The organism is Pseudomonas sp. NFX183, from assembly GCF_047943075.1.
GTDB lineage: Bacteria > Pseudomonadota > Gammaproteobacteria > Pseudomonadales > Pseudomonadaceae > Aquipseudomonas.
Genome location: NZ_CP181333.1, coordinates 3,035,457 through 3,060,868, shown reverse-complemented (window position 1 = coordinate 3,060,868; position 25,412 = coordinate 3,035,457). Strand labels below are relative to the sequence as shown.

Annotated in this window: 22 protein-coding genes and 4 pseudogenes; 16 read left to right on the top strand and 10 right to left on the bottom strand. The window is 57.2% G+C overall.

Annotation, left to right across the window (positions count from 1 at the left end):
- Nucleotides 1-30 precede the first annotated feature (30 nt).
- The 3 genes from amrS to ACM530_RS14140 all read left to right on the top strand — a co-directional run bounded on the left by amrS (nt 31) and on the right by ACM530_RS14140 (nt 3,987).
- Nucleotides 31-1,515, top strand: coding sequence for an AmmeMemoRadiSam system radical SAM enzyme (gene amrS / locus ACM530_RS14150; protein ID WP_416364987.1), 1,485 nt, complete (start codon nt 31-33; stop codon nt 1,513-1,515).
- Nucleotides 1,512-2,657 (top strand): PLP-dependent transferase, encoded by a 1,146-nt coding sequence (locus tag ACM530_RS14145; protein ID WP_369302486.1) that lies wholly within the window; start codon nt 1,512-1,514, stop codon nt 2,655-2,657. The genes amrS and ACM530_RS14145 overlap by 4 nt, the downstream gene beginning before the upstream one ends.
- A gap of 61 nt (nt 2,658-2,718) precedes the next feature.
- Nucleotides 2,719-3,987, top strand: a complete 1,269-nt coding sequence (locus ACM530_RS14140; protein WP_416364986.1) for a PLP-dependent aminotransferase family protein — start codon at nt 2,719-2,721, stop codon at nt 3,985-3,987.
- A gap of 29 nt (nt 3,988-4,016) precedes the next feature.
- Here the strand turns inward: ACM530_RS14140 and ACM530_RS14135 are convergent, their stop codons facing one another.
- From ACM530_RS14135 to ACM530_RS14125, 3 genes and pseudogenes are all read right to left on the bottom strand, one after another.
- Nucleotides 4,017-4,646, bottom strand: coding sequence for a LysE/ArgO family amino acid transporter (locus tag ACM530_RS14135; RefSeq protein ID WP_369302484.1), 630 nt, complete (start codon nt 4,644-4,646; stop codon nt 4,017-4,019).
- Between the two features lie 375 nt (nt 4,647-5,021).
- A pseudogene (locus tag ACM530_RS14130) lies at nt 5,022-5,280 on the bottom strand (hypothetical protein).
- Nucleotides 5,277-5,624, bottom strand: a pseudogene (locus ACM530_RS14125) (integrase); the annotation flags it as partial. The pseudogenes ACM530_RS14130 and ACM530_RS14125, both read right to left, overlap by 4 nt.
- Here ACM530_RS14125 and ACM530_RS14120 point away from each other — a divergent pair.
- From ACM530_RS14120 to ACM530_RS14090, 7 genes and pseudogenes are all read left to right on the top strand, one after another.
- Nucleotides 5,600-5,839, top strand: a pseudogene (locus ACM530_RS14120) (tyrosine-type recombinase/integrase); the annotation flags it as partial. The pseudogenes ACM530_RS14125 and ACM530_RS14120 sit on opposite strands and share 25 nt — an antisense overlap.
- Before the next feature lie 700 nt (nt 5,840-6,539).
- Nucleotides 6,540-6,767, top strand: a complete 228-nt coding sequence (locus tag ACM530_RS14115; protein WP_256676456.1) for a hypothetical protein — start codon at nt 6,540-6,542, stop codon at nt 6,765-6,767.
- Nucleotides 6,768-6,831: 64 nt separating this feature from the next.
- Entirely contained in the window at nt 6,832-7,887 is a 1,056-nt protein-coding gene (locus tag ACM530_RS14110; protein ID WP_145162184.1) for an NAD(P)-dependent oxidoreductase, read from the top strand.
- Between the two features lie 129 nt (nt 7,888-8,016).
- On the top strand, nt 8,017-8,409 hold the full coding sequence (locus ACM530_RS14105; RefSeq protein WP_256676457.1) for a hypothetical protein: 393 nt from the start codon (nt 8,017-8,019) through the stop codon (nt 8,407-8,409).
- Between the two features lie 233 nt (nt 8,410-8,642).
- Nucleotides 8,643-8,897, top strand: coding sequence for a DUF6124 family protein (locus ACM530_RS14100; protein WP_145162187.1), 255 nt, complete (start codon nt 8,643-8,645; stop codon nt 8,895-8,897).
- A 107-nt stretch (nt 8,898-9,004) separates the two neighbouring features.
- A complete protein-coding gene (locus ACM530_RS14095) occupies nt 9,005-10,030 on the top strand; it encodes a hypothetical protein (RefSeq protein ID WP_145162190.1) in 1,026 nt (341 codons plus the stop codon).
- Nucleotides 10,031-10,157: 127 nt separating this feature from the next.
- Nucleotides 10,158-11,591, top strand: coding sequence for an ArnT family glycosyltransferase (locus tag ACM530_RS14090; RefSeq protein WP_416364985.1), 1,434 nt, complete (start codon nt 10,158-10,160; stop codon nt 11,589-11,591).
- Between the two features lie 15 nt (nt 11,592-11,606).
- Here the strand turns inward: ACM530_RS14090 and ACM530_RS14085 are convergent, their stop codons facing one another.
- Complete coding sequence (locus tag ACM530_RS14085; RefSeq protein WP_106579278.1) at nt 11,607-12,095, bottom strand: TIGR00645 family protein; 489 nt, start codon at nt 12,093-12,095, stop codon at nt 11,607-11,609.
- Between the two features lie 165 nt (nt 12,096-12,260).
- On the opposite strand from ACM530_RS14085, the gene ACM530_RS14080 reads away from it, so the two are divergent.
- On the top strand, nt 12,261-14,081 hold the full coding sequence (locus ACM530_RS14080; RefSeq protein WP_416364984.1) for a hypothetical protein: 1,821 nt from the start codon (nt 12,261-12,263) through the stop codon (nt 14,079-14,081).
- A gap of 4 nt (nt 14,082-14,085) precedes the next feature.
- Here the strand turns inward: ACM530_RS14080 and ACM530_RS14075 are convergent, their stop codons facing one another.
- A complete protein-coding gene (locus ACM530_RS14075) occupies nt 14,086-14,415 on the bottom strand; it encodes a hypothetical protein (RefSeq protein WP_416364983.1) in 330 nt (109 codons plus the stop codon).
- 317 nt (nt 14,416-14,732) lie between these two features.
- On the bottom strand, nt 14,733-17,171 hold the full coding sequence (locus ACM530_RS14070; RefSeq protein WP_145162203.1) for a Lon protease family protein: 2,439 nt from the start codon (nt 17,169-17,171) through the stop codon (nt 14,733-14,735).
- Between the two features lie 280 nt (nt 17,172-17,451).
- Here ACM530_RS14070 and ACM530_RS14065 point away from each other — a divergent pair, with 280 nt between their 5' ends.
- The 3 genes from ACM530_RS14065 (at nt 17,452) to ACM530_RS14055 (ending at nt 20,770) form a co-directional block, all read left to right on the top strand.
- A complete protein-coding gene (locus ACM530_RS14065) occupies nt 17,452-17,940 on the top strand; it encodes a DUF3015 domain-containing protein (protein WP_083356699.1) in 489 nt (162 codons plus the stop codon).
- A gap of 90 nt (nt 17,941-18,030) precedes the next feature.
- The gene (locus ACM530_RS14060) at nt 18,031-19,884 is read left to right on the top strand and encodes a DUF4105 domain-containing protein (protein WP_416364982.1); all 1,854 of its coding nucleotides are present in this window, start codon (nt 18,031-18,033) and stop codon (nt 19,882-19,884) included.
- Nucleotides 19,885-20,464: 580 nt separating this feature from the next.
- Nucleotides 20,465-20,770, top strand: a complete 306-nt coding sequence (locus ACM530_RS14055; RefSeq protein WP_416364981.1) for a chorismate mutase — start codon at nt 20,465-20,467, stop codon at nt 20,768-20,770.
- A 175-nt stretch (nt 20,771-20,945) separates the two neighbouring features.
- Here the strand turns inward: ACM530_RS14055 and ACM530_RS14050 are convergent.
- Nucleotides 20,946-21,041, bottom strand: a pseudogene (locus tag ACM530_RS14050) (DUF3077 domain-containing protein); the annotation flags it as partial.
- A gap of 109 nt (nt 21,042-21,150) precedes the next feature.
- Between ACM530_RS14050 and ACM530_RS14045 the strand changes: the two are divergent.
- Both ACM530_RS14045 and ACM530_RS14040 read left to right on the top strand, forming a co-directional pair.
- The gene (locus ACM530_RS14045; protein WP_242200372.1) at nt 21,151-21,507 is read left to right on the top strand and encodes a hypothetical protein; all 357 of its coding nucleotides are present in this window, start codon (nt 21,151-21,153) and stop codon (nt 21,505-21,507) included.
- A 70-nt stretch (nt 21,508-21,577) separates the two neighbouring features.
- Complete coding sequence (locus ACM530_RS14040) at nt 21,578-22,066, top strand: GreA/GreB family elongation factor (RefSeq protein ID WP_145162211.1); 489 nt, start codon at nt 21,578-21,580, stop codon at nt 22,064-22,066.
- Here ACM530_RS14040 and gdhA read toward each other — a convergent pair.
- From gdhA to ettA, 3 genes are all read right to left on the bottom strand, one after another.
- Nucleotides 22,063-23,400, bottom strand: coding sequence for an NADP-specific glutamate dehydrogenase (gdhA, locus tag ACM530_RS14035; RefSeq protein WP_145162213.1), 1,338 nt, complete (start codon nt 23,398-23,400; stop codon nt 22,063-22,065). The two genes, ACM530_RS14040 and gdhA, sit on opposite strands and share 4 nt — an antisense overlap.
- Nucleotides 23,397-23,678, bottom strand: coding sequence for a hypothetical protein (locus tag ACM530_RS14030; RefSeq protein ID WP_416364980.1), 282 nt, complete (start codon nt 23,676-23,678; stop codon nt 23,397-23,399). The genes gdhA and ACM530_RS14030 overlap by 4 nt, the downstream gene beginning before the upstream one ends.
- Before the next feature lie 69 nt (nt 23,679-23,747).
- Nucleotides 23,748-25,412, bottom strand: a complete 1,665-nt coding sequence (gene ettA, locus ACM530_RS14025; protein WP_053137900.1) for an energy-dependent translational throttle protein EttA — start codon at nt 25,410-25,412, stop codon at nt 23,748-23,750.

Below are 25,412 nucleotides of genomic sequence, written 5' to 3'. Positions count from 1 at the left end.
ATAATGTAACTTCGTGATGAGGAGTGAAACATGGAAAGTACTAATGGAAAAAACTGGATGCTGGAAAGTACCCCGGCCATGTTGGAAGAATTGCTCCCAAATGGGGCCGTGAAATGCCATTTATCACCCAGAAACTGTGTCATACAGGAAGGGAAGTTGGGGTTTTGCAAGGTCCGTGGAAACAGAGGTGGGCGGCTAGTCACTCTGAACTATGGGAAAGGCGTCCATAGCACCGAAGAAACTATAGAAACTGAAGCCGTTTTCCACTTCGCGCCAGGGGAGCGAATTCTATCTCTGGGCAATATTGGTTGCATGCTGAATTGTGGGTACTGCCACAACTGGAAAACCTCACAAGCGAAATACGTGACCGACAAGGATGTGTACTACTACACACCCGAACAAGTCGTGGAAACTGCTTTGAAACACGGCATCCGTGTTATTTCTTGGACTTATAACGATCCTGTCGTCTGGCATGAGTTCATACTGGACACTGCAAAGCTTGCAAAAGAAGCGGGGTTGATAAATTTATACAAGTCAGCTTTTTTTATCAGCGAGGAAGCCATTGATGAACTTCTGCCGGTCATCGACATATTTTCAATTTCACTAAAGTCTATCTCTCCCGAATACTATCGAAAAGTAACTACAGGGTGGGTAGAACCGGTACTGGCCGGAATCAAAAAAGTCTACGATGCGGGTAAATATGTGGAGGTGAGCACCTTGATGGTGACCGATATCAGTGACGATGAGGATACGGCACGAAAAATCAGCCAGTGGGTGCTGGATGAGCTGGGGCCGGAGGTGCCGTTGCACTTTGTCAGGTTTCATCCGGACTACAAAATGAGCAATAGCATCAGAACCCCCATAGACCGACTCCTTAAGGCACGGGACGTTGCTCGTGGCATGGGGGTTGAACACGTTTATCTTGGGAACGTCAATGATGTCGATGGCACGGATACCCGCTGCAATCAATGCAACGCTCTACTTGTTACTCGCTACGGCTTGAATGCCGAAATCATTGGATTGGACAGCAAAGGCTGCTGTACTCAGTGCGGGAAGGACGCGCATTTCAAGCTTTTGGGTACTAGTGCACACAACCGTACTGTTGAATTGCGCGAGCAAGCATTGACTGCTTACGAGAAAAGAAAATTCGAATGGCATGGTGATATTGTTTCTCTGCACGCACAAGTGCTAAATACCGAAAATTTCGAGCAGACGGTTTATTTGCGACGCAATTATCTCGCTGGGCGAGATAGCGAGTGGAAAGCGCTGACACTGCGTCCACACGAAAGTTATCGGTTCATTATCGCAAAGGCTAGGATTGATGAGACAGGTCCGGAGGTATGGCTTCCTGAAGGGGTTAACTCAAACCTGCACGAAGTCTTTGACCGGGCCCACTTTCCCACTGAATCAATTGAGGAGATTGGAATTTCCCAAAATGACATAACTCCGACTATCGGTTATTTGGGCAAGCAGAATATGTACGAGCAAGTTATCAAGCTGGTAAGCAAATCATGAATATTTCTACTGAAATGCTACATATCAGAGTCGACGATCGAGAAGCTCATCCTTCGGTAACGCCGATCTATCAATGCAGCGCTTTCAGTGCTGACTCGGCGTTCTTCTATTCCAGGAAGTCCAATCCCAACGTCACTGAGTTGGAGCAGGTGGTTGCGGCGCTAGAGAACAGTGAGTATGCACTAGCGTACGCCACAGGAATGACTGCTATTTATATGGTGCTCGAACTACTCAAGCCGGGTGGGTCGCTGGTCATAAACAAATATATCTACGGATGCTCGTATAAGTTATTTCAGAGATACGCCAAACGTATCGGTGCACAACTGACCATTTTGGACCTGACTACTGAAGATGGGTTGAAGAAGCTGCCCCCGGCAGTGGATATGGTCATCTTCGAAACACCGACCAACCCCTTTCTTAAAGACATCGACATCCATGATGTCAGCGAAGCCGTAAAGAAGATAAATCCGCAAGCGTTGGTGGTAGTTGATAACACCTGGGCAACCCCGCTGTTTCAAAAGCCGTTAATGCTTGGCGCTGACATTTCATTGTACAGTGCTACAAAGTACTTCTCTGGTCATAGTGACGTCATGGGCGGCCTGGTACTTGTCAATGATCATGAGCTTTACAATCGACTGCTTGAGGGTCGTTTCTATTCAGGCTCGATACTGACACCTCATAGCGCATGGTTACTTCGCAGAAGTATGCAGACATTTAGCTTGCGCATGGAAAAGCATAGTTCGACGACCGCCGTCATGCTGAGCTATTTACAATCGCTTCCATTTATTGAACACGTTTACTTTCCAAATATCGATGGCAAACAACTGGTCGGTTATGGCGGCATCGTATTTGTCGATATTCGATCTGATCTGGTTGACCATTACAAAGTGTTTACCAGCGCGCTGAAATGGTTTGGCACGGGAACGGGAATGGCGTGTGTCACCTCTATGGTGGCCCAACCGTTTAGTGGAAGTCATGCCTCTATGTCTGACCAGGAAAAGGCTGAGATGGGAATCGGTAAGGGCCTGGTTCGATTGTGCTTTGGGCTGGAGGACCTTGAGGACCTTAAAGAGGATTTACTTCAAGCATTTCAAACAATGGAAAGCAGGGTCGGCATTGAAAGCGTGCTTGATCCGGCGTAAGTGATATCAATCACTCGCGGCGGGCCTTCATTGGCTCGCCGCTTTTTTATGGGAAACGATCATGTCCATCGCGCTCGAACGCTCCGCCTTCGATGACCCCGTTCTGAATGTCATCAATCTTCTGAACTCTCTCTCCAGTGCGCATCCAGATGCTATTTCCCTGGCGTCTGGTCGACCGGATGATGAGCTATGCGATCCTGCTCTTATCTATAAGGGGTTGGCCAGTTACGCGCGGTATGTAACCCAGGCAGAGCAGTCGCTCTCGATACGACTTTGCCAGTACGGAAAAACCAGTGGAATTATCAATGAAATACTGGCTGAGCATATGCGTGTCGATGAGGAAATAGTCGTCTCCAACGTTGAAAATATTGTGGTTTGTATGGGCTTTCAGGAAGCAGCGACATTGGCTTTGTTATCAATTTTTGATGACGGTGGCGTACTGCTGGTGCCTGACCCCGTTTTTTCAGGGATAACGGGTATTGCGAAGCTTTTGAGAGTAAAGACTGTACCTGTTCCGATTGCGGATTTTCTGGATTCTCACGCCTTGTCCGATGCCGTGAATGTCATTGAGTCTTCCGGAGAGAAGGTCAAGGCGTTATATGCTATTTCAGATTTCAGTAACCCAACGGCGGACAGCCTCTCGTTTGAAGGGAGAAAGGCTCTGGTCGCGCTGGCAAGAGCAAAGGACTTCTTGATCTTAGAGGACAACGCTTACCGATACTTTCGGTACGAGGGGGCTCGGATACCCTTGATGAAATCGATTGATAGCAGTCGAGTCGTCCTGATGGGGTCCTTTGCGAAATCAATCTTCCCGGGCTTGCGTATGGGGTACCTGATGGGGCCGGAGGACGTTGAGGTAACCGCCCTAAGCACTAAAATATGCAAAGCCAAAAGCGTGATAACGGTCAATACTTCAGCGCTGTGCCAAGCCGTTGTCGGTGGGCTCCTGATAGAAAACGATTATTCTTTGAAGGCCTTAAATGAGCCAAAGACAATGTCCTATTTGAAAAAAAGAAACTGGATGATCAAGTGTCTTGAGGAGCACTTCCCGCTGAATGCCAACGGCCAGCGGGCCATCATCTGGAATGACCCCGAGGGCGGCTTTTTCATCAATGTACAGTTGCCGATAAGGTTTGGTTATTCTGAGATGCAGGAGTGCGCGACTCAATTCAAGGTTATTGTTTTTCCCACCTCTTTTTTCTCATTGGTGGGGACGGGCATTAATCAGGTCCGATTATCTTTTAGCAGTGCAACCGTATCAGACATCTATCTCGCGATAGGACGTTTGAAAGCCTATATAGAGTTAAAAATGCAGCCCCTAGCTCTTTAATAGAGGCCGCTGCACGCTCCATGTGGTCCTTATGTAGCAGCGGCAAGCATGACGCCGGTGACCACTTGATACGCACCAAGGACGGTGATGGTCGATCCGGAAAAGTAGTTGATCAATTTGAGTTTTGACTTGGATATTCTGGTTTTGAATGCGGACGAAAAACCGCTTAATCCAAGCCACCAAACCGCGGAACCTAGAAATATACCGGTCACCATTGGCCACACTGAATGCTGGCCTTGGTCGCCGACCATGCCATCGCTCATTGACGCGAATATGGCTATGAACGACAAGATGGTCATCGGGTTCGATAAGGTCAAAAGCAATGTTGTCGAATAGGCTTTCATCATGCCGGCCCGTTCGCCCGACAAGGCGGTTGCAGGCTCCTTTGACTTTATCGTCTGGTAGCCGATGTACGCCAGAAAAAGCCCGCCGAAAATGCACAGCCAGGGTTTGAACATAATCAGTGTTGTGATAATCGCGGTGATCCCTAACGCGCCTATAAAGCCATACATTGCGTCGGCGGTTGCTGCCCCTAACCCTGTTGCAAAACCTGACCTCCAGCCTCGCATAAGGCTCCGCTGTATACATAAAAGGCCTATTGGCCCGACTGGGGCTGCTATGCACAGTCCAATAATCATCGATTTCAAAAAGATCAACATAAATCCCCCTCCGTAATTGAGTTTATAGATTAGATGCTGAACTCGCACAAATGAATTAAATATTCAACTATTTTTGACTAGTTGATGTATATTTTTAAGGCATAAATAAAAAACAACCTTATTTATTAAGGAAAACAAAAAATCCTTCACGTAGCGAAATCATTCACTCATCGGGTCAATTGACGCCCCTCTGCTTCAGCAATAGACCTGCTGAACTCCACTCAACGAGAGCGTCAAAAAAGAAGTTCCGAGTCGATCCGTCTATTCTTGGAGCGCCCCCAGCAGAATGAACACTGCTTGATCTCACCCCTTCTTTGTGGCGAGAATTTTCGCCTAGTGAAGCATCCAATTTTAGTAAACCACCATACCTACAGCTCAACGGCATTTACGCCGAAGGCGAATCAGTGCTGCGGTTAACTCGTAGTAGTAAAGGGTCGCTGGTGCTGAGCAACGCAGATTGCTCAAAAAACCATCTCACGTGCTTTTCCCTCCAGGACCAGGGGGTCTCACAACTCCAGCGTTCACGAATCGCCTCGTGCATCCTTTCTGCTTGCCTGATGTGCCGCTGGCGCGTTGCGTAAGCACCTTTGAGCACCGGACTCAGAAACAACGCTATGTCGAACTCGGCCGTCATTTCCAGCCTCCGATGTAGGCACTCACCACATCGATGCGGTTGTGTCCCAACTCGTGGCTGATCTGCTTACGGGCTTGCTGATCGAGTGCTCGATCCTCTTGATGAACACGACCACCATCAACGAGTGCAGGAAAGCCGACTAGTTGCTCATAGCGCTCACAGGCATAAGCCGCCCGCAGTTCATGAAAACCTTTCAATCCATGCTCATGCAGGATGTCCCGTGCCGGTCGCACAACTGCCTGCATAAAGTCTTTGGCGCTTCCGTCGGGCGCCAACAAATTCCGACTGCCATTGTGTGAGGTCGCGCTGGCCCAATCGAGGGCATCGCGAACTTGATCAGTTATCAGCCCAGCGCTTTGCTCGGACTCGGGATTTTGACGTACTGATCGCCAATAGCCAGACCGCCAACATGGCGTTGAAACGCGTGGGTTTTCAGGACCGCTTGGTCAGCCACGGCATGCGCTCCATGGCCAGCACCATCCTGAACGAGCATGGGTAGGATCCGGAACTGATCGAGGTCGCGCTGGCACATGTCGATAAAGACGAGGTTCGAAGCGCCAACTGGCGTATTTAACCTCCGAGAATTTCATTTGGATCATATAAAGGCTCGTGTAGGGGAGCGGGAGCGGGAGCGGCTGTTAGCCTCATGAAACTTTTTTCATATCCCTCTAGAAAATACCTCGCCGCTCTACCAACGCTTTTCTGGCTATTTTTTCTTTTAGCTTTTTTTCATCTCGAAAAAACAGAAGCTTAAGAAAATATCGGCGCTCAAAATTAGACCTTCATCCAACAATATTTGATAGCTCCCTATCATTTTTTCGATGCCATTTATTCCAAAAAGGACTTTTGTCGAGAAAACGAGGGCATGCTTTATTGCTGACAGATGTAACAAGTTGTTTCAGCTTTTGCCGTTTTTCGGTACCGACAAGGGGGGCTTTCTGTCGGCGAACAGGTGAGTTCCGTTCGTTGCGACGCAGTGGGTTAAGCCTGGGACATTGATGATTTTGCTTGTGCCTGTTTGGCGCAATGCAAATAAGGGATTTGTAATTATCGAGGCTTGAACCCATGAATCATGTGATCAACTCCATACTGGAAAATGCATCAACTCGCCCGTCAATCGGCCATACCAACCCCGCGTTACTGTATGACGTTTTATGGCGAGCATTGGAGCACGCACTCAAGGCAAACACGGATGATGCTTCGCAAACCCCGCACACTCGCGCCTGCCTGAGGATCTACGCCGAAATCGATACGCTGTCGTGTCTGGACAAGGCAGCTTGCTCAACCTGTGGCCTAGCCTCAAGGCAGAGGTCTACCGCAAGGAAAAGAACCTGAGAATCTATCGGTTGTTTCTTATCTACGCCAAGAGCAATCCCGAGTTCATCCAGTCTTCATCGCTGAATGATTTCTACAGCGGGTTCCTCGCGGCCGTGAGTACCGATGCAGGTCTGGTCGATCCCATCAGCGCCCGCCATTTCACCTGGTGATCAGCCCCAATACCCAGGGCAACCTGGGTATTGGCAGGCGCTACCCTCCAAGAGGATCAACTGTATGGCATTTACTACCCTGATACTCGATGCCCCCGGCCCACCGTTACTGTTTGAGGAAGTTGATCGCTTTCTTGAGCTGGGTCTGGCCGTCACCCTCAACCTGCACTATTTCGCGGACAAAGAGCGCATCCGGCAGCACTACACCACGCGCATTCAGTATGCCGAGATCAACTGCCACGACGAGCCGGCCTTTATTGCCGCCGTGAGTCGGGCCGGGGGTTACAGCGTGTTCAAGACGCGCTTGAACATCCCCCTGGGCGCCAGCCTGATCCGCGCCGCCAGCTCGCCCGCGTTGGCCACGCCACTGCGCGCTATTGCCCAGGCCGGCACCGGGGTTAATCATATTGATCGGCTTGAGTGCGAGCAGCGCAGCGTGGCGATACTCAACACGCCAGGTTCCAACGCGGCCGCGGTTGCCGAGTACGTCGTGGCCCAGACGCTGTTTCTGTCTCGCGACCTGGATTACTACAACGCCCAAACCCACAACGGCCATTGGGCAAAAGGCACCTTGGCACCTAGCCCCGAATACGCCGAACTCACGCTTGGGCTGGTGGGCACCGGCAGCATTGCCCGGCAGGTGGCACGCAAGGCGGCGGCGCTGGGCATCAAGGTGATCGCCACCGGGTCGGAGCGTTTCACCGAACCGATGGCACGCAGCCTTGAGCTTGAGCGACGAGCAAACCTTGCGCAGTTACTGGCCGAGGCGCACATCGTTTCGATCCACGTCCCGCTCACCACGCTGACCCGAGGCTTGTTCGGCACTGCCGAGTTCCGGCAGATGCGCCCAGGTTCAATCCTGATCAATACCGCACGCGGCGGGATCGTCGACGAACACCAGCTGGCAGCCTTCATGCGTCAGTTTCCCAAGCATATCAAGGCGGTCGCCATCGATACCTTTGCCCTGGAAAAGGACCGGTTCGACTCGCCACTGACCGGCATTCCCTGCGCGCAATTAACGCCGCATATCGCCGGCAATACCACCACGGCAATCAGGACGGCATCGCGCCAGATCGTCGACAAGATCCATGCATTCAGTAACGCCGCCAGCGTGCGTTAACCTATCGGACACAAGGAAGGCCACACCATGCAAACCTCTATTTTTACCCGTCTCAACGCCCTGAGTTGCACCGACCTCAGCAATGCGAGGTGGTGGTGATCGACAACCAGGCGCGGCTCGATACCACCATTGAGCGACTTGCTGACCTCTACCACCGCCCGTAAGCAGTTGGCCGGGACGGTGATTGACGGTATCTGCAGCGATGTCGACCGTGCGCTGGAGCTTAATTACCCGATTTTTTCCTGGGGTAACTGGACGCGCACCGGAAAGGATCGGGTGCGTGTTAAGGCGATCCAGGCGCCCGTGACGCTGGGCGGCGTGCGGGTACAACCGGATGATTGGTTGCGCGGCGATGGCGATGGCCAGGTGGTGATTCCGGCCAATTCGAAGCATCAACAGAACCCGCCCAGTGCGGGTTTTGTTGTTTCTGGAGGATGGAAAGCCCAGCCAGCGGGCCTTCGGATTTTTCCTTCAATATGTCGCGCTGTCGGTGAACTGGCCGCGCTTTCCCCTCCCCGCTAACCTCCCCCAGTCGCTGCAAAATCAGCGACCGGGTTTAGCAGCTCGGTTAATATCAAGGCCTGCAACGCCACCACCTGCCCAGCATCTGCTGGACTGCATTATGGCGGCTGTGCGTGGGGCACTTTCGGGTGCGCTGGGTTCCTTGATTCCTGGTCTGCTAACCCGCGTACAGTCGCCACCCTTTTCGTTTAGCAGCGATGCCTGGCGACTCCATCAATCAAGGAGTTTGCGCCATGAAAAAAATCACCCCCAATCCTCCAACAACGCTCTTCACAATTACTGAAGGCGTCGATCCCGAAACCCTGCTGATCCAAGCCAGCGAAACCCTCGCCTCCCTGAACGCCATGACCACAGACCTGGCCTTCAAGCTTGAAGGCTCGCATCGCCACACGCTGCTGGCCGCTCAGCAATTGACCGTTTTAGGCGAGCTACTCATCGACCGTGTGTTGAATACCCTCCCCTTCCCCAGCCACACGCCTCAGCCCTAAGCGACGTCAAAAGGGCGAGCCGCCTCACAACGCCTCGCCCTCTGGAAACCCCTCACACTTCCCATTACCCTGACGGCCTTTATCAGACAACCGGAAGTCCGATACCCGTGCTCAAGCCTCTCGCTGTCCTCGCACTCGCCTGCGCGCCGTTGCTCGTCTCTGCTGCCGACCTGGCAGGTGTCTGGAAAGGCACGCTGGGCAAGTCCTCCATTACGGCCTGTTTCAACGGGACTCACGGGGCCAATGGCAGTTATTACTACCAGCGCATTCTCACCCCCATCCAGCTGACCCAAGCCAACGCCAGCGAGCCGTGGGCCGAAGAGGGCAATACCGGTTTCTGGCAACTGGACGAACCGCAAGGCGACACGCTGACGGGAACCTGGAGTAAAACACTGGGCGGTAAAAGCCTGGCATTGGCGCTCAAGCGGGCGGATTCGGACAGCTGCGCCAGCGACACCTATAACAACCCGCTCGAGGCGGTGCCGCCGGCGGTGATGATCGAGAAGAAGACGTTCGCCGAGCACGCCTACCAAGTGAAAACCCAGGGTGGGCAGGTCACCTTGAAGCTCGAAGGCGACGGGCCGGCGATCGAGAAGATCAACCGCGACCTGGCGCGCCTGGCAGTCAACCCCGACGGCCAGGCAGACTTCTACCGCGAGCGGCGCAACGCCCTGGATCAGAGCGGCAGCACCTCAACCAGTGAAATCACCGTAGAGCCCTTCTACTGGTCGTCACAGTGGATCACCGTGCGGTTTTACCGCTGGACAGCCGGTTACGGTCGCGGCGGCATCAGTTGGGGCTTGCACAGCTGGAACCTGCAAACCGGCGACAGCGTAGACCCGTGGACCTGGCTGGGTGGGCGCGAAGAATGGGACAGCCCGTACTCCGGCCAAATCAAGCTGCCCAGCGCATTCAGCCGCTGGCTGACCACGCAAACCACCACTGACGAGGGCTGCCCGGCCATCAGCCGCTATTCCTCCTTTGACCTGAGCTTCAACACCCAAGGCCTGCAACTCTCGACACCGGCCACGGGAGACGGCTGCGACAACGACTTGTCCTTCACCTGGGAGCAGTTGGAACCGGTACTCACAGCGCAAGGCAAGGCAGCCGTGCCAAGTTTGAAACTGCCCTGAGTTGCACGCCAGCCAGCCTTACAAAAAACTGACACTCATTCATGAAATGTTCAGAAGTGCTGGCAGATACTAGCCGATCGCCACGGCCGTTCCCCCGAACGGTCCCTTGCTCCGGTAGCCAGAAACCATGACGCGTCCCGCTCCTCTGCTGCTCCTTCTCGCTGGTGTGTTGTTCTTCTTTGCCTTGGGTGGCCATGAGCTGCAAGGCTCCACCGAAGCCCGCGTCGCCGGGATCGCCATGGCCATGCACCTGGACAATGACTGGGTCATCCCGCGGCTGTTCCGCGAACCTTTCCTGGAAAAACCGCCGCTGAGCCTATGGCTGGACGCCGGCGCCATTCGCCTGTTCGGCGGCACGACGTGGGCCGTGCGCCTGGCGTCGGCATTTGCCGGCCTGTTCAGCGTGATGCTGTTTTACGCGATGCTGCGCAAGTTTGGGCGGCCCAAGCCAATGGCATTCTGCGCAGCGCTGATTCTGGCAACCATGGCCAGTTACTGGGGCAACGTGCGGGGCGTGGGTGAAGACTCGCTGCTCAGCCTCGGCGTGACCACCGCGCTGCTGGCGTTCTACCAAGCGGTGCGGCCGGACCGCGAAGGTTCAAGTACGTGGGCCTGGGCATTGTTCACCGTCGGCATGGTCATCGCGACCCTGAGCAAAGGCGTACTGGGCCTGGCGATGCCGGGCATTGTGATCTTTGTGTACCTGGCCAGCACCAGCATGATGGATAAGCGTGTGCGCATTGGCGACTGGCTCAAGCCAGCGCTGTTCACGCTGCTGGCCCTGGTGCCGTTGCTCATCTGGTTGGGCTTCCTGTTCCAGCGCGGCGGCATGCAGGCTGTGGCCGAAGTGCTGTGGACCAACAGCGTCGGGCGTTTCAGCGGTTCGTTTGTCGAGGCCGGGCACTACGAGCCCTTCTATTACTACATCGCCAAACTGCCTGAGGCCTTCCTGCCGTGGAACATCCTGGTGTACCTGGGCCTGTGGCACTTTCGCAAAAGCCTGGTGCGTAACCGCTACCGGCTGTTTTTCAGCGTGTGGCTGGTGGCGCAGTTCACCCTGCTGACCCTGGCTTCGAGCAAGCGCGTGGTTTACCTGATGGCCCTGACACCTGCCGCCGCCGTACTCGCAGCAGAATACGCCGGGGTGTTATTGGAGTGGCTCAAAGCGAACAGGCCGGCGCTGTACCGCTATCACCGTGGCGTGATCGGCGGGGTTTTCACGTTGGCGATCGCCTGCTACCTGACGGCAGCGTTCTGGTTTGCGCCCAAAGCCGACGTGCGCCAGTCGTTTGTGCCCGTTATCAGTCAGGTTCAGGCCTACCAGGCCCAAGGCAAGGATGTGGTGCTGTTCCAGCCCAACGAACGCATCGCCGGGGCCAGCGTGTTCTATCTGCAGGCCTACTTGCCGATCCTGCAAACCGAAGCTGAGTTGCGCAGCTATCTCACGGCCAAGCCCGGCAACATCGCGTTGCTGGACCGCACGGAGCAGTTGGCAGAGAAGGTCACGGTGATCAAGGAAATCTCGATCAACCGTCAGCCTTACTACTTCGTCGAGCAGTAAGGCTGGCGCGGGGCATCAGTGCTTGGTCAGCTTGTCCAGGTAACCCATGGCGAACGCCGAGATCACAAAGGTCATGTGGATGATCACGTACCACATCAAATGCTGCGGATCGACGTTCTTGGCGTCCATGAAGATGCGCAGCAGGTGAATGGACGAGATCGCCACGATAGACGCCGCTACTTTCATCTTCAGCGATGAAGAGTCCATGGTGCCCAGCCAGTTGAGCTTTTCCTTGCTCTCATCGATATCCAGCTGCGAGACGAAGTTCTCGTAGCCGGAAATCATCACCATCACCAGCAAGCCGCCGACCAGGGCCATGTCGATCAACGACAGCAGCACCAGGATCAGGTCGGACTCGGCCATCGAGAACACGCTCGGCAGCAGGTGAATCACTTCCTGGAAGAACTTCAGCGCCAGCGCCAGCAACCCCAGGGACAAGCCGAAATAAATCGGCGCCAGCAGCCATCGCGAAGCGTACATGGCATTTTCGATAAAGCGTTCCATTGAATCTCACACAGCCTGGCTAAAAATGGCCGCGAGTATACCAGCCGCTACCAAACACCTGTAACCGCGAGAAAACTGACCTGAGCGGCATCTGTAAGAGAATTTTTCTGCTAGTGTCGAGCCCATCAAATCGGCTCGATGCTGACGAACAGGAAGACTCGAATAATGGATGTGCGATCCCCTTTGGCCAGTTTCGGCCTGTGTGCGGTGTTGCTGATGGCTGGCGGCTGCTCGCCCAAAGAAGAGCAGAAGCAGGTCACCCTCGAAGAGAAAACCGCGAAGTTCGAACAATCGCTGGACAGCATTCAAGACCCCAAGCTAAGAGACGCCATCGCCGACCTTGGTGGCTCGCTGCTGTTGCTGGAACGGGCGCGGGTCAAGCTCGCCAACAAGCCCATCGAAGCCGAATACGGCGAAGACACCCTGGCCCTGCTCAAGCACTACACCACGCCCCAGGCCTTGGTGGACACCTACATCAATGGCCTGTTCGTGCTGCGCAAAGCCTCGCATTCCGACTACCTGACCGATTTGCAGCCGGTGTTCCCCTTTAACTTCAACACCCCGGACCAATTCCCTTTCCCCCACGGCCTTGAATGGCAGTCGGTGACGTTGAGCAACAACAGGGTCATTCCCTTTCAGCCCGAATGGTCGGAAACCGACCCGGGTATCCAGCTCAGCCCGAGCAGTTCCAACCTGACCAACCCCGACGACCTGACGGTGACTTACCCGTTCATCGAGGGCGTAGAGACCGAGAACAAGAGCCAGCCGCAGCCCGTCAGCCTCAAGGGCGCGGTCGAGGTGGTGGCGCCGGGCAAAGTGCTGACCTTCGATTTGTCGAAAAAAGACGTCGGCCACAAACGCACCGAGGGCAACATCACCCTCAACCTGCTGCTGCTTGAGAAAAACTACGCCGAGATCGAGCTGACCAACAGCGAGCCCCTGGCGCCGGAAGTCGGCGACGAATCGCCAAACCCATTGCTGGTGCAGGCGCGCGACAGCACCGGGCAATTTCTCACTCGCTCAGGCTCGATCAATGAAAACGCCGCGCAAGTGGCGTTTTACGAGAAACAATTGGCCGAGATGCAAAAACAGAAAGCCTGGTCGGATGCCTTTGAAAAACAGCTGACGGACGAGCAAAAAGCCTTCGAGCACAAACAAAGCAGCCACTACGCCAAGGTCTATTTCAATGGCCTGATCGACAACCTGCAGGTCGACGTCCTGGATTTTTCCAAGGCCACCGTCACCCGCAAGGACCTCGACCTGCCGGTGCTGCGTTTTGACAAGAACAGCCTGCAAAAGACCGTGCAAGCCTTGCCGATGCCGGTCACCGTGTATGACGACAGCGCTCCCAGCTGGCTCAAAGACGCGTCAATGACGGAGGACCAACTGAAAAACAGCGTGACGATCAGCCAATCAACCGAAGACGCCAGCGCTGCGAAGATCGTCTTTGACCACCCGTTCACCTTCAATGACGACCTGGTCGGTGCCGATCGCAACAACAGCGACGCGCCCATCACCTTCTTTGCGGCGGACGACAAAGGTGAACGCGGCGAGCCCATCGAACTGCCGGCCGAGGCCTTCGAGCTGAACGCCGCCACCGGCACGCTCACCTACGATCTCAACCTGTTCCCGGAAACCCCGGCGTTTGCGGTGGGCTCGATTCCGCTGTTTCTTGCCACCATCGAGAAAGCCACGATTGACGTTGCCAAGCTGCCCAAGGGCCTGTCGCTCAAGGACAACGCATTGATCGTCGATCAAAAGGAATTTCCCGCCGACAGCTGGCGCTTCTACGCCAAGGATGCGAGCGGCAACTACCTGAAGGAAATTCTCGGCGTCAGCCACCGTGCCGAGGAATACGGCACAGCGTTGTTTGACGTGCACTATTTCTACGGCCAGCCGACCAGCCTGGAAAGCTACCAGCGCACCGACCTCGACACCGTGCAATACGGCTTTGAGGTCAAACTGGACAAGCCCGACAGCAAATAAACGCTCAGTGGCGAGTATCGCTGAGCGTCTGGGCTCGCCCGCCATTGAGCTGTCGCAGATGTGCCTGCAGGTGCAGGCACCAGATCTGCGGGTCGTCCGCCAGCTCGTAGCCGTGCAGCGTCAAGCTTTCGACGATCGACCTCAGAATGGTTTCTGCCACGAAGGGCCCATGGAACGGGCCTTGAGACTTGATGGTGGAAGGCTGCTCGCCGGTCATTCCGGCCGCAAACAACAGCGTCCACATCCCGTTATCCCCGGCGAGAGGGCGAATGGAGCATTCGATACGGGTGACCAGGCCCAGGCATTGGCGGGTAAGGCAAAGGTTGCGCGGCATGGCGGCGACCCTCGGTAGATCGGTGTTCAACCTCGCGCAGGGCAAGGCTGTCTCTGTCCAGCGACTCCTGTGGATATCCCTTGAAGTGAGAATAGAAGAAAACCAGTACAAACCAAGCGTGTAGGGACCAACGGGCGTTGGCCCTACACGCGAGTCAAAATTGTGGCGAACGCGCTCGTCGTGGCAGCGGGCATGTTGTGGCGAGCGGGCTTGCCCCGCGTCGGGCTGCGAAGCAGCCCCAATAAGCCCACTGCAATCTGTCAGGCAGATTGGACTGGCGGGATTGGGGCGGCTTCGCCACCCAACGCGGGGCACCATCAGGTGGGCTTGGCCTCCGCCAACGCCTGCTGTGCCAGCTCCTTTTCCGCTTCCTTCAAGTCGTCTTCGCTGATCATCTCGGCAATCGCGCGCAAACGCTCTACCACGCGCGCATTCACGGTGCCTTCAGGGAATTGGCCCTCCTCGTCCGGCTCACCGGCGGGCTCACCGACCAACAAGCTCAGCGCCTCGTCCGCCTGACGCACGGCATAGATATGGAACTGCCCGGCGCGCACGGCCTGCAGCACCTTCTCGTCAAGCATCAGCGTGGCGACGTTGGCCTGCGGGATGATCGCGCCCTGCTCACCGGTCAGCCCGCGTGCTTCGCAGAGGCGGAAGAAGCCTTCGATTTTCTCGTTGACCCCGCCCACCGCCTGCACTTCACCAAACTGGTTGATCGAGCCGGTGATGGCAAAGCACTGCTTGAGCGGCGTCTTCGACAGCGCCGAAATCAAGGTGCACGCCTCGCCCAACGAAGCACTGTCGCCATCCACATAACCGTAGGACTGCTCCAGCGCGATACTCGCCGAGATCGCCAGCGGGAATTCCTGGGCATAACGGCTGCCCAGGTAACCGGTGAGAATCATCACGCCCTTGGAGTGAATCGGCTGGCCGAGGTTAACTTCGCGCTCGATGTCGACGATGCCGCTGCCGCCCGGGTACACCGTGGCGGAAATCCGCGCCGGCACGCCGAACGCCGAATCGCCGACCTCCAGCACCGTCAGCCCGTTGCACTTGCCGACTGCCGCACCGGCGGTGTCGATCAGGATCACCCCGGCAAGCATGTCGTCGAGAATCCGTGCCGACACACGGCCAGTACGCGTGGCCTTGGCCTTGAGCGCGCGTTCGATATGCCCGGCGTCGGTCATCTCGTCGCCCGCCAGGTGGCGAATGAAATCCGCCTCACTGACCAGCTGGAACAAGTCGCCAATGCGCGCCGACAAACGCCCCTGATGTTCGGCCAGGCGGGCGCTGTAAGTCGCCAGCCGCGCCACCGCGTCCGACGTCAACGGCGCCATGCCTTCTTCCGATGTGCGGGTTTTAAGCAACTGGGCAAACTGCTCCAGGCTTTCGTCGACCATCGGGATGTCTTCGTCGAAATCCACCAGGACGCGGAACATCTCCTGGAAGTCCGGATCGGCGTCCTGCAGCGCGTAGTACAGCTGGCGCGAACCGATGATGATGACCTTGACCTGCAACGGAATCATCTGCGGGTTGAGGGTCACCGTGGCCAGACGGCCCAGCTCGCCCAGCGGCGATTCCATCTTCAGCTTGCGCGACTGCAGGGAGCGCTTGAGCGCGTCCCATACAAACGGCTCGCCGAGCATTTTTTCGGCTTCCAGAATCAGGAAACCGCCATTGGCACGGTGCAACGCACCGGGGCGCAACTGGCGATACGTGGTGTAGAGCGCGCCCTGGTCGGTGGAGTATTCGATCCGGCCAAACAGGTTGTCGTAAGTCGGGTGCGGCTCAAACACCACCGGCGCGCCGCCGTTGACCGGGTGGCCCACCACCAGGCTGGGGCAGTATTGCTCTTCGAGCAGCTTGCGGGCCTGGGCGTCGGTTTTGGCATCATCCACCAGTTGCTCGACCACGGTTTTGAGCAGGTACACCTGCATGGCTTGCAAGTAGCCGCACACCGCTGCGTTTTCTGCGTACTTTTCCGACAGCGGCGCCAGCAAAGGCTGCAGGGCCAGGGTGATGGTTTCTTCGTTGAATTGGCGCAGTTGGTTGTTGGACTCACGTTTCCACTGCGGCAGGCTGGCCAACTCTTCGTTAAGGCGCTCTTCCAGCTCGGAAATATCAGTGTGGAAGCGCTCACGATCAGCTTCCGGCAGCTGCGAAAACTCGGCCTCGTCCAGCGCCTTGCCATCAAGCATCGGCGTGAACGCGATGTTGGTGCTGTCGCGGTACAGCGCCACGTCCTTTTCCAGGGCCAGACGCTCGATCACGTCCAGGGCCTTGTCGTAGCGCTGGTTGAAGGCGCGGTCGATGGCGCTTTTGCGCTGTTGATAGGTCGGGTGTTCGAACACCGCCGGGAAGGTGGCGACCAGGTTGTCGACCAGAGCGTTGATATCGGCGATGAACGCCGCTGCGCCGCCTCCCGGCAATTCCAGGGCGCGTGGCTCACGCGGCTCATCGAAATTATTGACGTAGACCCAGTCCGACGGGGTCTGCAGGCGTTTGCCTTCGGCTTTCAGGTAGCGTTTGACGAACGAAAAGCGGCCGGTACCAGGCTCGCCCATGACAAACACGTTGTAACCGGGGCGTGGCATCGCCACACCGAACTGCAACGCTTCAACTGCGCGTTCCTGGCCAAGCACACCGCGAAAGGGCTCCAAATCATTGGTGGTCGAGAAGCTGAACTGTTCAGCGGAGAAAGGGCGAGTCAGCGCTTCAGGCGCTAGACGCAAGCTGGCAGCAACAGGATCAGGCATCGGGCTTCCTTACATCAGGCGGGGCAGATGACGGCATTCTGGCTCTCGGTTGCGCGCTCTGGCAAGGCGCGCCTGTGGGAAAGCGTAGACACGGGAGGCGTCCTACAAAAAAATCGCGACAACCGTGCGCAATCACTTCGATTGTTTTATAAAAAATAACGGAACCCCAGGAACGTGCCTAAACTCCAAACTGCGCGGGTTGGACTAATAACTGGCCCCTAGGGCGCTGCAACGCGCCTGAACCCTTGTCCATTGGTTTGCACACAAAGAGAACAAAGCTATGAAACGGATCCTTCTTGGTACTCTCTTCACCGTCGTCTCCCTCAATGCAATGGCAGAAGCACCAGGTGGCCCGAACTGCGGTTGGGGCAACATGTTGTTTGAAGGCCAGCGCGGTACTCCAGCTCACTTCCTCGCTTCCACCACCAACGGCACCTCGGGTAACGCCACTTTCGGCATGACCTCGGGCACCAACGGTTGCAGCACCAACAGCGCCCTGACCTACGGCGGCAAGTCCTGGATTGCCATGAATGGCATGATGAACGAGCTGTCCGAAGACATGGCCAAAGGCAACGGCGAAGCGCTGACCACCTACGCGGTGGTACTGGGCGTTGCACCGGAAGATCGCGATCACTTCGCGGCCGTGACCCACGAGCACTTCCAGCAGATCTTCAGCAAAGCTGACGTGACCGCCGATGACGTGCACAACAACACCTTGGCTGTACTGAAAAGCGATGCCCGCCTGGCAAAATACGCTACCCAGGCTTAAGCTCGACCCGCCCGCGCCTTTCGAGGCGCGGGTTTTATTTTGGACCCGCCTCCCCTTTGGGTCTCACTATTTCCGACTTAAGTTGCCCCTATGCTCAAACGCTTTGCCTGGTTGGCACTCTTCGCCTGCGCCCCGCTGTATGCGGCCCCGCATATTGATGATCAACGTTTGCAGCAATTGGCCAACGATCCGTTCTGGCTGTCTCTGGGCCATTACGAAGCCGGCAAGCTCAAGGGCTGGCGCAGCTATGTCAGCGACAAAAAATTCTTCCTCGCCCCTGATGGCGCCCACCACCCGGACGAGGAACTCAAGGCGACCGTAGAGGCGCTGTACGCCCCGGCCAGCCTCGGCGAAAAACACGCCCAATGTGTTTACCCCGCACGTACGCGCTGGCTCAAGGAACAGTTGCAGCTGACCGACTTGCCCACCCTGGAGTGCAAAGAATTCACCCAGTGGTTCAAGGACGTCGCGCCCCACAGCGCGGTGATGATCTTCCCGGCGGCCTACCTCAACAGCCCGTCGTCGATGTTCGGCCACACGTTGCTGCGCATCGACCAGGCTGACGTGCAAAGAGACAAGACCGCGCTGCTCAGCTACGCGATCAACTTCGGTGCCTACATCGAAGGCTCCGACAACAGCATTCTCTACGCCTGGAAAGGCCTGATGGGCGGCTATCCGGGCCTGTTTGCGTTGGTGCCCTACCAGGAAAAACTCTCGGAGTACCGTAGCCTCGAGAACCGCGACCTGTGGGAATACCGCCTGAACCTCACCCAAGTCGAGACCGAACGCATGGTCCGGCACGTGTGGGAGCTCAAGCAGATCCAGTTCGACTACTTCTTCTTCGACGAAAACTGCTCGTATCGCCTGTTGGAGCTGCTGCAAGTGGCGCGCCCAAGCCTGCGCCTGACCGAGCAATTCCCGCTGACGGCGATCCCCACCGACACCGTCAAGGCGGTGAAAGAGGCTGGCCTGGTGGAGAAGATCGACTATCGCCCGTCCCGTGAACGCGAACTGCTCGAACGTGCCAAGCCGCTGGACAGTGATGAGCAGCAATGGGTACTGAACATCAGCGACGACCAGAAGCAACTGCAGGAGCCCGCCTTCAAGGCGCTGCCCCGCGACCGCCAGGCGCTGATCATCGACGCTGCCTATCGCCTGGGTCGCTACCGCGCCAATGGTCTTGAGCGCGACACCGAACGCTCGCAACGCAGCTTCGAACTGCTGCGCGCGATCAACCAGAACCCGGCGCCAGACCTGAACGTCGAGCGCCCCGGCCTGCCGGAAGACGGCCATGAGTCGCGCACCTGGCAGGCCGGCATCGGCACCCGTGGCAGTAAGACCTTCGGCGAATACGGCCTACGCATGGCCTACCACGACCTCAACGACAATGCCGAAGGCTTCCCGCTGGGCGCGCAGATTGAAATCCTGCAGATGAAACTGCGCCAGTACGAAGGCAACCACTGGCAACTGCAGCAACTGGACCTGGCCACCATCCGCTCCCTGACCCCGCGCAACGCCCTGTTGCAGCCGTGGTCATGGCAAGTGACTGGCGGCCTGGAGCGCGTGCCAGGCAAACACGACGACGAGACCCTCGTGGCCCACGTCAACGGCGGCGCCGGCGGCACCTGGCAACTCACCGACGACATGCTCGGCTTCGCCCTCGGCACCGTGCGCGTGGAACACAACAACGACTTCAGCGAAGCCATCTCCCCGGCTGCCGGGTTCAACACCGGCGTGCTGTGGAAAAACCCGCTGGGGAATATGAGCCTGGAAGCCAAAGGGGATTTCTTCACCAATGGCGAAGTGCGGCGCAGTGTCAGCCTGAACCAGCAGTGGGAATTGTCGCGCAACCTGGGCCTGCGCCTGAGCGCCCAGCGCGAGTACAGCCACCTGTCCACGCCAGTGAATGAAGTGCTGCTCGAAGTGAAGTGGTATCACTACTGACCTGTGAGATTGGGCGAAGACCTAATGTGGGAGCGGGTTTGCCCGCGAAAGCGGAGTATCAGTAACAACAATACTGACTGCCCGACCGCCTTCGCAGGCAAGCCAGCTCCCACACTGGTTTTGTGCCAGACCTGAATCCCTTGCCCGCCGCAGTTCAAATGTGGGAGCGGGCTTGCCCGCGATAGCGGTGTATCAGTAACAACCAGACTGACCGCCCCACCGCCATCGCAGGCAAGCCAGCTCCCACACTGGTTTTGTGCCAGACCTGAATCCCTTGCCCGCCGCAGCTCAAATGTGGGAGCGGGCTTGCTCGCGAACGCGGTGTATCAGTAACAACCAGCCTGACTGACCCACCGCCTTCGCAGGCAAGCCAGCTCCCACACTGGTTTTGTGCCAGACCTGAACCCCTTCCCCTTGCCCGCCGCAGCTCAAATGTGGGAGCGGGCTTGCCCGCGATGGCGCTCGGTCAGGCGATGATGTATTGAATGAACCACCGCATTCGCGAGCAAGCCCGCTCCCACATTTGGCTCGCGTACATTCAGGCACATCGCATTGCCCACCCATCAGGAGTTTCATCAACATGGCCGTTAACTGCAACACCCTCGAAGAAGTCCGCGCAAACATCGACCGCCTCGACCAACACATCGTCACGCTGCTGGCCGAGCGCGGCCATTACGTCTCCCAGGCAGCGCGCTTCAAAAAGGACGCCGATGGCGTCAAGGCGCCGCAGCGGGTTGAACAGGTAATCGCCAAGGTGCGGGGTTTATCCGAGGCGGTGGGTGCCAACCCCGAGGTCACTGAGCAGGTATATCGCGCGATGATCGCGGCGTTTATCCAGCAAGAGTTGGCCGAGCATGCCGCGCTGACAACCAACCAAGCGACATAACCCCCTCTGTGGCGAGCGGGCTTGCCCCGCGTTGGGCTGCGCAGCAGCCCCAAGTCTATCGTCGGGGAGTATCAAATACTCCGCGTTCCTGTTTATTAGGGCGGCTGCGCAGCCCAACGCAGGACAAGCCTGCTCGCCACATAGGCCGGTTCAGCACCTGTGGCGGTGTCAGGCTTTAGGTGGCGGGTGTTATCGCTTGGGTCAGGTCGTCCACGACGACTTTGCCCATCTCGCACAGCTAATGCGCGGTCCAGGCATATTGTTCGCCGCGTCGTAATGGCCCTTTAACCCAACACCTTTCTCACCTCTCTTTCACACCGGCCCGACAAATCCCTGACTAGACTCACCCTATCAGCCGTGAAACGGTCAGGGAGTACGCCATGTGGCGGTCTGCGGTAATGCTGTGCGCGGTAGTGTGGTTGTCAGGTTGCCAATCAACCCACCAGGATTTGCTGGCCAAAGGTTATCCACCGGCTTTTGCCGATGGCTTTGATGACGGTTGCAGCAGCGGTCGCCAGGCCGCCGGTGTGATCAGCGGGGAGTTTCGCAAGAACGTGCCGCGGTATCTGAAAGACCGCCAGTACGCCGAAGGCTGGGAAGACGGCTTTCGCCAGTGCAAGGCCATGCGCGAGAACGAAGAGTTGCGCGACTACAAGGACAACCACTGGGATGACCGCGAACGGGACTGGCAGCAGGAAAAAGACCGCGACGCCGCCAAGGCTTATCGCGCGCAGTAGGTCGCTTTCAGACATCCATCGAAACTAAAGCGCGGCGAACATGGCCCAAACTCCATTGAAGGAGATTGTCATGAGCCGAGCTTTTGTTAACGAAGACAACGCTGCCGCCCAGGCCGACCAACCGGTAGAGCGCCAGGTCAGTGAGCAACCCAACCACCTCACCGCGCAAGGGTTGGCGCAATTGCAGGCCAAGGTCGCGCAGTTGCAGCACGAATACAGCCTCGAGTCTGCCAAGGACGACAAACAGCGCCAGGCGGATCTTGAGCGGGACCTGCGCTACTTCAATCAGCGGGTGCAAAGCGCCCAAGTGGTGGCACCGGCGACGTCCACCCACAGGGTGCAGATCGGCAGCTGGGTCACCTTTGCCAACGAACAGGACGAACACCAGCGCATTCAGTTGGTGGGTGAAGACCAGGCCGACGCCGCCGCCAATCTGATCAACTGGGGTTCGCCTCTGGGCCGCGCATTATTGGGCGCCGAGGTGGGCGACGAGGTGCTGTGGAAGCGCCCCGTCGGTGATCAAGTGATCGAAGTGCTGCGCGTCGAGCCCGAGGTTTAGACGATGCCTTGGGCCAGCATCGCGTCAGCGACTTTTACGAAGCCTGCGATATTTGCACCTTTCACGTAGTTGACCCGGCCGTTTTCTTCGCCGTAGTGCACACAGGCGTGGTGGATCGACTGCATGATGTTGTGCAACTTGCTGTCGACCTCGCCTGCGGTCCACAGCAGGCGCATGGCGTTCTGCGACATTTCCAGGCCGCTGACGGCCACTCCGCCGGCATTGGAGGCTTTGCCCGGGGCGAACAGAATGCCGGCTTCGATAAAGATATCCACAGCCGCAAGCGTGGTCGGCATGTTGGCACCTTCTGCGACGCACAGGCAGCCGTTGCGCAATAGGGTGCGCGCCGCGTCGGCGTCGAGTTCGTTTTGGGTCGCGCATGGCAGGGCAATGTCGCAGGCCAGTTCCCAGGGCGTTTTACCGGCGCGAAATTCCAGGCCGTAACGGGAAGCCAGTTCGCTGATGCGCCCGCGCTGCACGTTTTTCAGCTCCAGCAGGGCCGACCATTGCGCCTCGGTCAACCCGCTTTCGGCGTACAGGGTGCCTTCGGAGTCAGACAAGGAAATCACCTTGCCGCCCAGGTCCATAACCTTGCGCGCCGCGTACTGCGCGACGTTGCCAGAGCCGGAGATCGCCACGCGCTTGCCTTCAACCCGCTGACCGTCGCGTTTGAGCATTGCTTCGGCGAAATACACGCAGCCAAAGCCGGTAGCCTCGGGGCGGATCAGGCTGCCGCCGTACGTCATGCCTTTGCCGGTCAGCACCGAGGTGAACTGGTTGCTGAGGCGTTTGTACTGGCCAAACAGGAAGCCGATTTCGCGCGCGCCCACGCCGATATCGCCGGCCGGCACATCCACGTCGGCGCCGATGTGGCGGTACAGCTCGCTCATGAACGCCTGGCAGAAACGCATCACTTCGGCGTCGCTCTTGCCCTTGGGGTCGAAGTCCGAGCCGCCTTTGCCGCCGCCCATGGGCAGCGAGGTCAGGGAGTTTTTGAACGTCTGCTCGAAGGCGAGGAATTTCAGTACGCCCAGGTTCACCGACGGGTGAAAGCGCAAGCCGCCTTTGTAGGGGCCGATGGCGCTGTTCATCTGGATACGAAAGCCGCGATTGACCTGGACCTTGCCGTGATCATCCACCCAGGACACCCGGAAGGTGATCGCACGTTCCGGCTCGCAGATGCGCTCCAGAATGCCCGAGGTCAGGTAGTGGGGGTTGGCTTCAAGAAACGGCCACAAGCTGCGCAGGACTTCTTCCACGGCTTGGTGGAATTCTGGCTGGTCGGGGTCGCGTTTTTTAAGGCGGGCAAGGAAGGATTCAACGGATTCGATCATGAAAAAGTCTCGGCAAATTGATTATTTTTAAAGGAGATTGAGCCGGACCTTAGCAATTCATGTTGCACCTGAAAAGCGCAAAATGTCGCCTTTGTGAATTTAAATGGTGCATTGGATATAAATAACTGGGCTTTTTTGCACCAGAAAAGGGATTTCAAATCAGAGCATGCACCAGCAGTTAAACCGCTTTCGCAGGCAAGCCAGTTCCCACATTTGATCGGGTTTCCAATTTGAAATGCGGTCAAAGGTGGGAGCTGGCTTGCCTGCGATAAATCCACCTCGTGCACCTGAATCACACGCAAAAAAAAACGGAGCCCGAAGGCTCCGTTTTTTCCAACCAGCCCAAATCAGGCCAGTTTTTTGTGGCGCACGCGGTGCGGCTGGGCAGCAGCTTCGCCCAAGCGCTTTTTACGGTCCGCTTCGTACTCGGTGTAGTTACCTTCGAAGAACACCGCTTGGGAGTCGTCTTCGTACGCCAGGATGTGGGTCGCGACGCGGTCAAGGAACCACCGATCGTGAGAGATCACAATGGCGGCGCCCGGGAAGTCCAGCAGGGCTTCTTCCAGCGAACGCAGGGTTTCAACGTCGAGGTCGTTTGACGGTTCGTCGAGCAGCAACACGTTGCCGCCTTCTTTCAAGGTCAGGGCCAGGTGCAAGCGGCCGCGCTCACCACCGGACAGGTCCTTGACGAACTTCTGCTGGTCGCCGCCCTTGAAGTTGAAACGGCCGACGTAGGTGCGCGACGGGATTTCATAGTTGCCGATGCGGATCTGGTCGGAACCGTCGGAGATTTGCTGGAACACAGTCTTGCTGCCATCCAGGTCTTCGCGGCTCTGGTCGACACAGGCCAGCTGCACGGTTTCGCCGACTTCGATGGTGCCCGAATCCGGGGTTTCCTTGCCCATCAGCATGCGGAACAGGGTGGATTTACCCGCACCGTTACCGCCGATAACGCCGACGATCGCGCCTTTTGGCATGGAGAACGACAGGTTGTCGATCAGCACGCGGTCGCCATAGCCTTTGGTGACGTTCTTGAACTCGATGACCTTGTCACCCAGGCGCGGGCCGGCCGGGATGTAGATCTCGTTGGTTTCGCTGCGCTTCTGGAATTCCTGCGACTGCATTTCTTCAAAGCGTTGCAGACGAGCCTTGGATTTGGACTGGCGGGCCTTGGCGCCTTTGCGCACCCACTCCAGTTCTTCCTTCATGGCTTTTTCGTGGGCCGATTGCTGCTTGGATTCGGCGGCCAGACGGTCGGACTTGGCTTCCAGCCAACCGGAGTAGTTGCCCTCGTAAGGGATACCGGCGCCACGGTCGAGTTCCAGAATCCAGCCGGCGACGTTGTCCAGGAAGTACCGGTCGTGCGTGATCGCAACCACGGTGCCCGGGAAATCGTGAAGGAAGTGTTCCAGCCAGGCGACGGAATCGGCGTCCAAGTGGTTGGTCGGTTCGTCGAGCAACAGCATGTCGGGGGCCGACAGCAGCAGGCGGCACAGGGCCACGCGACGCTTTTCACCACCGGAGAGGAATTCGACCTTGGCGTCCCACGCCGGCAGGCGCAGCGCATCGGCGGCGACTTCCAGCTGGCGCTCCAGGTTGTGACCGTCGCCGGCCTGCAGGATGGCTTCGAGCTTGGCCTGTTCGGCGGCCAGTTTGTCGAAGTCGGCATCCGGTTCGGCGTAGGCGGCGTAGACCTCATCCAGACGCGCCTGGGCGTCCTTGATCACGCTCACGGCCTCTTCGACCACTTCGCGCACGGTCTTGGTCGGGTCCAGGATCGGCTCTTGCGGCAGGTAGCCGATGTTCAGCTCGGGCATCGGGCGGGCTTCGCCTTCGAACTCGGTGTCGACGCCGGCCATGATTTTCAGCAGCGTGGACTTACCCGAACCGTTAAGGCCGAGCACGCCGATCTTGGCGCCAGGGAAGAAGGACAGCGAAATGTTTTTCAGGATTTCCCGCTTCGGCGGAACAACTTTTCCCAGCCGATGCATGGTGAAGACGTATTGAGCCAT

Coding starts and splice junctions, on each gene's coding strand:
- amrS (WP_416364987.1), top strand. CDS start 31: ATGGAAAGTACTAATGGAAAAAACTGGATGCTGGAAAGTACCCCGGCC.
- ACM530_RS14145 (WP_369302486.1), top strand. CDS start 1,512: ATGAATATTTCTACTGAAATGCTACATATCAGAGTCGACGATCGAGAA.
- ACM530_RS14140 (WP_416364986.1), top strand. CDS start 2,719: ATGTCCATCGCGCTCGAACGCTCCGCCTTCGATGACCCCGTTCTGAAT.
- ACM530_RS14135 (WP_369302484.1), bottom strand. CDS start 4,646: ATGTTGATCTTTTTGAAATCGATGATTATTGGACTGTGCATAGCAGCC.
- ACM530_RS14110 (WP_145162184.1), top strand. CDS start 6,832: ATGGCATTTACTACCCTGATACTCGATGCCCCCGGCCCACCGTTACTG.
- ACM530_RS14100 (WP_145162187.1), top strand. CDS start 8,643: ATGAAAAAAATCACCCCCAATCCTCCAACAACGCTCTTCACAATTACT.
- ACM530_RS14090 (WP_416364985.1), top strand. CDS start 10,158: ATGACGCGTCCCGCTCCTCTGCTGCTCCTTCTCGCTGGTGTGTTGTTC.
- ACM530_RS14085 (WP_106579278.1), bottom strand. CDS start 12,095: ATGGAACGCTTTATCGAAAATGCCATGTACGCTTCGCGATGGCTGCTG.
- ACM530_RS14080 (WP_416364984.1), top strand. CDS start 12,261: ATGGATGTGCGATCCCCTTTGGCCAGTTTCGGCCTGTGTGCGGTGTTG.
- ACM530_RS14075 (WP_416364983.1), bottom strand. CDS start 14,415: ATGCCGCGCAACCTTTGCCTTACCCGCCAATGCCTGGGCCTGGTCACC.
- ACM530_RS14070 (WP_145162203.1), bottom strand. CDS start 17,171: ATGCCTGATCCTGTTGCTGCCAGCTTGCGTCTAGCGCCTGAAGCGCTG.
- ACM530_RS14065 (WP_083356699.1), top strand. CDS start 17,452: ATGAAACGGATCCTTCTTGGTACTCTCTTCACCGTCGTCTCCCTCAAT.
- ACM530_RS14060 (WP_416364982.1), top strand. CDS start 18,031: ATGCTCAAACGCTTTGCCTGGTTGGCACTCTTCGCCTGCGCCCCGCTG.
- ACM530_RS14055 (WP_416364981.1), top strand. CDS start 20,465: ATGGCCGTTAACTGCAACACCCTCGAAGAAGTCCGCGCAAACATCGAC.
- ACM530_RS14045 (WP_242200372.1), top strand. CDS start 21,151: ATGTGGCGGTCTGCGGTAATGCTGTGCGCGGTAGTGTGGTTGTCAGGT.
- ACM530_RS14040 (WP_145162211.1), top strand. CDS start 21,578: ATGAGCCGAGCTTTTGTTAACGAAGACAACGCTGCCGCCCAGGCCGAC.
- gdhA (WP_145162213.1), bottom strand. CDS start 23,400: ATGATCGAATCCGTTGAATCCTTCCTTGCCCGCCTTAAAAAACGCGAC.
- ettA (WP_053137900.1), bottom strand. CDS start 25,412: ATGGCTCAATACGTCTTCACCATGCATCGGCTGGGAAAAGTTGTTCCG.